Annotated in this window: 4 protein-coding genes; 1 reads left to right on the forward strand and 3 read right to left on the reverse strand. The window is 71.8% G+C overall.

Features of this window, described 5'->3' with window-relative positions; genetic code table 11:
• Positions 1-752: ricin-type beta-trefoil lectin domain protein (locus tag ACYVE9_RS17160; protein WP_461028746.1), on the forward strand; the 752-nt coding region annotated here is incomplete at its 5' end.
• A gap of 261 nt (positions 753-1013) precedes the next feature.
• Here ACYVE9_RS17160 and ACYVE9_RS17165 read toward each other — a convergent pair.
• From ACYVE9_RS17165 to gcvH, 3 genes are all read right to left on the reverse strand, one after another.
• Positions 1014-2396: an L-serine ammonia-lyase gene (locus tag ACYVE9_RS17165; RefSeq protein WP_461028747.1), complete on the reverse strand. Its 1383-nt coding sequence runs from the start codon at positions 2394-2396 to the stop codon at positions 1014-1016.
• A 128-nt stretch (positions 2397-2524) separates the two neighbouring features.
• Complete coding sequence (gene glyA / locus ACYVE9_RS17170) at positions 2525-3799, reverse strand: serine hydroxymethyltransferase (protein WP_461028748.1); 1275 nt, start codon at positions 3797-3799, stop codon at positions 2525-2527.
• A 40-nt stretch (positions 3800-3839) separates the two neighbouring features.
• Positions 3840-4217 carry a glycine cleavage system protein GcvH gene (gcvH, locus tag ACYVE9_RS17175; protein ID WP_461028749.1) on the reverse strand — a complete coding sequence of 126 codons (378 nt, stop codon included), beginning with the start codon at positions 4215-4217 and terminating at the stop codon, positions 3840-3842.
• Positions 4218-4382: the final 165 nt, after the last annotated feature.

Below are 4382 nucleotides of genomic sequence, written 5' to 3' on the forward strand. Positions count from 1 at the left end.
CGGCCGGGCGCGGTCCGAGCCTGGTGGCCGTCCTGGTGGCGTGCGTCGCCGCCCTGGCGGTCGCGGCCGGCACCGCCGCCTTCGTGGTCGGTGGCGCGGGTGGCTCGGGTGACCCCAAGCCGTCCGGGATCGCCGTGCCCGCCCCACCTGCGGCCACCGAGACCGTCACCGTCTCGGCAGAGCCGGAAGAGCCCTCCGGGAAGCCGTCCAGGTCTCCGGCCCCGGAACCGTCCGCCACGCCGCCGTCCGCGTCACCGAGCCCGTCGCAGTCGGCACCGCCCGCGGCGGACCCGCCGCCCGCCATGGAACCGCACGCGCCACCGCGACGGGACAGCTTCACCCAGTACGTGAACGCCCACTCCGGGCTGTGCCTCGACATCCAGGGCCGGCTGCCCCAGGAGGACCGCGACGCCGACATGCAGGCGTGCGAACCGGTCAGCACCCAGAAGTGGACGCTCGACGACCGCGGGCTGCTGCGCAACTACTCCGACCCCGGCCTGTGCCTGGACTCGCGCGGCGGCTCCGACCGCGGCCCGGGGCTGCGGCGGTGCTCCGGGATCGACGGCCGGCACGGCCACGACCTGCGGTTCTACCTCTCCGAACAGGGCGCACTGCGCCCTTTCGTGGCCCACGACCTCGCCCTCACCCCGAAGCGCCCGTCGCGTCCCGGCGGTGTCGGGTTCCAGCGCGCGGACGGCGGCAAGGAGCAACGCTGGCTCGCCGGATCGAGCACGACGAGCACCCGCGAGTGACACCGGCGGCCGGTCGGAAGCACCCGTCCAGGGGACGGGCGGCGGACGGTCCGGCCCGAGCCGACAGTGCCGCTCACGCGGCGTCCGCAGGACCGGCCGTCCGGCCGCGGAGGATTCCACGTTCGGCGGCGACGGCCGACTGCCCGACCGGGCCATGCTCGGCTTCCGCGTCCTCGACGAGTTCGGGACTCCCCGCCGCGTGAGCAGGAAGGCCCCGACAGCGCTGGAAGCGAGAAGAGCGCTGGTCGGGGCCTTACAAGCTCAGCACTCGATGATGTTCACCGCGAGGCCGCCCCGGGCCGTCTCCTTGTACTTGACGCTCATGTCCGCGCCGGTCTCCTTCATCGTCTTGATCGCCTTGTCCAGCGAGACGTGGTGCCGGCCGTCGCCGCGCAGCGACATGCGGGCGGCGGTGACGGCCTTCACGGCCGCCATGCCGTTGCGTTCGATGCAGGGGATCTGGACCAGTCCGCCGACGGGGTCGCAGGTCAGGCCGAGGTTGTGCTCGATGCCGATCTCGGCGGCGTTCTCCATCTGCTCGGGGGAGCCGCCCAGCACCTCGGCGAGCCCGCCGGCCGCCATCGAGCAGGCCGAGCCGACCTCTCCCTGGCAGCCGACCTCGGCGCCGGAGATGGAGGCGTTCTCCTTGAACAGCATGCCGATCGCGCCGGCCGCCAGCATGAAGCGGACCACACCCTCCTCGTCCGCGCCGGGCACGAAGTTGACGTAGTAGTGCAGCACGGCGGGGATGATGCCGGCGGCGCCGTTGGTGGGAGCGGTCACCACCCGGCCGCCAGCGGCGTTCTCCTCGTTGACGGCCATGGCGTAGAGCGTCACCCACTCCATGGCGTGCGCCAACTCGTTGCCCTCCGCGCGGAGTTGACGGGCGGAGGTGGCGGCCCGGCGGCGGACCTTCAGGCCCCCGGGCAGAATGCCCTCCTGGTTCAGGCCGCGGGCCACGCAGGCCTGCATGACCTGCCAGATCTCCAGCAGCCCGGTCCTGATCTCCTCCTCGGTGCGCCACGCCTTCTCGTTCTCCAGCATCAGCGCGGAGATCGACAGGCCCGTCTCGCGGGTGAGGCGCAGCAACTCGTCGCCGGTGCGGAACGGGTACGCCAGCGGCGTGTCGTCGAGCTTGATGCGGTCCTCGCCGACCGCGTCCTCGTCCACGACGAAGCCGCCGCCGACCGAGTAGTAGGTCTTCTCCAGCAGCGGGTGCCCGTCGGTGTCGTAGGCGAAGAGCGTCATGCCGTTGGCGTGGTAGGGCAGCGACCGGCGCCGGTGCAGGATCAGGTCGCGGTCGACGTCGAAGCCGATCTCGTGGGCGTCGCCGATCTCGTCGGCGAGCAGCCGGAGCCGGCCCTGCGAGCGGATGCGTTCCACGTCGCTGTCGGCCCGGGTGACGTCGACGGTCTGCGGGGCGTTGCCCTCCAGGCCCAGCAGCACGGCCTTCGGCGTGCCGTGGCCGTGGCCGGTGGCGCCCAGCGAACCGAACAGCTCGGCGCGCACCGAGGCGGTCTGGGCCAGCACGCCTTCGTTCTTGAGGCGGCGTGCGAACATGCGGGCCGCGCGCATCGGGCCGACCGTGTGCGAACTGGACGGGCCGATGCCGATGGAGAAGAGGTCGAAGACGGAGATGGCCACGGTGGCGGACTCCCTTGTCTGCTCGTGGGTGGAGCGGGCGGTGCGGTGGTTCCGCCGGACGCCTCGCGGGGGTGGTGCGGGGCGTCCGGCGGCGGGCCTGCGGCCCGGTCACCCGGGCCGGTTCCTGCCTAGGCGCCCAGGCCGGGGTACAGCGGGTGCTTGTCGGCGAGCGCGGAGACGCGGGCCGCCAGCGACTTGGCCCTGGCCTCGTCGAAGTCGGGCAGCAGCGCCTCGGCGATGACGTCCGCGACCTCGGTGAAGTCCTCGGCGGTGAAGCCGCGGGTGGCGAGCGCCGGGGTGCCGATCCGCAGGCCCGAGGTCACCATCGGCGGCCGGGGGTCGTTGGGGACGGCGTTGCGGTTGACGGTGATGCCGACCTCGTGCAGCCGGTCCTCCGCCTGCTGGCCGTCGAGCTCGCTGTTGCGCAGGTCGACGAGGACCAGGTGCACGTCGGTGCCGCCGGAGAGCACGGAGACGCCCGCGTCCACCGCGTCCTGCCGGGTGAGGCGGTCGGCGAGCAGCTTGGCGCCCTCCAGGGTGCGCTGCTGGCGCTCCTTGAACTCGTCGGTCGCGGCGATCTTGAAGGAGACCGCCTTGGCCGCGATGACGTGCTCCAGCGGGCCGCCCTGCTGGCCGGGGAAGACCGCGGAGTTGATCTTCTTGGCGTGCTCCTGCTTGGACAGGATGACACCGCCGCGCGGGCCGCCGAGGGTCTTGTGCGTGGTGGTGGTGACCACGTCCGCGTAGGGCACCGGGTTGGGGTGCAGTCCGGCCGCGACCAGGCCGGCGAAGTGCGCCATGTCCACCATGAGCAGCGCGCCGACCTCGTCGGCGATCTCCCGGAAGGCGGCGAAGTCGAGCTGGCGCGGGTACGCGGACCAGCCGGCGATGATCATCTGCGGCCGGTGCTCGCGGGCGAGGGCGGCGACCTCGTCCATGTCGACCAGGTTGCTCTTCTCGTCCACGTGGTAGGCGACCACGTTGTACAGCTTGCCGGAGAAGTTGATCCGCATGCCGTGGGTGAGGTGCCCACCGTGGGCGAGGTCCAGACCCATGATGGTGTCGCCCGGCTTGAGCAGCGCGAACATCGCCGCGGCGTTGGCGGACGCGCCGGAGTGCGGCTGCACGTTCGCCGCCTCGGCGCCGAACAGCGCCTTGACGCGGTCGCGGGCGATGTTCTCGATGACGTCGACGTGCTCGCAACCGCCGTAGTAGCGGCGGCCGGGGTAGCCCTCGGCGTACTTGTTGGTCAGGACCGAGCCCTGGGCCTCCAGCGCCGCGACCGGAGCGAAGTTCTCCGAGGCGATCATCTCGAGGGTGGACTGCTGGCGGTGGAGTTCGGCGTCGACGGCGGCGGCGACGTCCGGGTCCACCTCGTGGAGGGACTGGTTGAGAAGCGACATCAGATCAGGATCCGATCGTGGTGTGCTGGCAGGTGCGGGCTCAGTTACCGGTGAAGGCGGCGTACTCGTCGGCGGACAGCAGGTCGTCCGGCTCGGAGGTGATCTTCACCTTGAACAGCCAGCCGCCCTCGAAGGGGGCGGAGTTCACCAGCGCCGGGTCGTCGACGACGTCCTGGTTGATCTCGGTGATCTCGCCGGTGACCGGTGCGTACAGATCGCTGACCGACTTGGTCGACTCCAGTTCGCCGCAAGTCTCACCCGCGGTGACCGAGTCGCCCACCTCGGGGAGCTGGACGTAGACCACGTCACCGAGCGCGGTGGCCGCGTGCTCGGTGATACCGACCGTCGAGACGCCGTCCTCGGCGTTCGACAGCCACTCGTGTTCCTTGCTGTAACGCAGCTGCTGGGGGTTGCTCATGAGCTGAATTCTCCCGGATGAGGGGTGGTGACCGCGAAACGGGTCTTGACAGGTGGGACGGATGCCCGGGGCGAGCACCGGGCGGTCGGCGTTGCCGACCGCGGATCGGTGCGCGGGTGCGACGGTGCGCGGGTGCGAGGGCCCGTGCGCGCGGGTCGGCGCCCG

It is taken from the genome of Streptomyces sparsus (genome assembly GCF_054776295.1).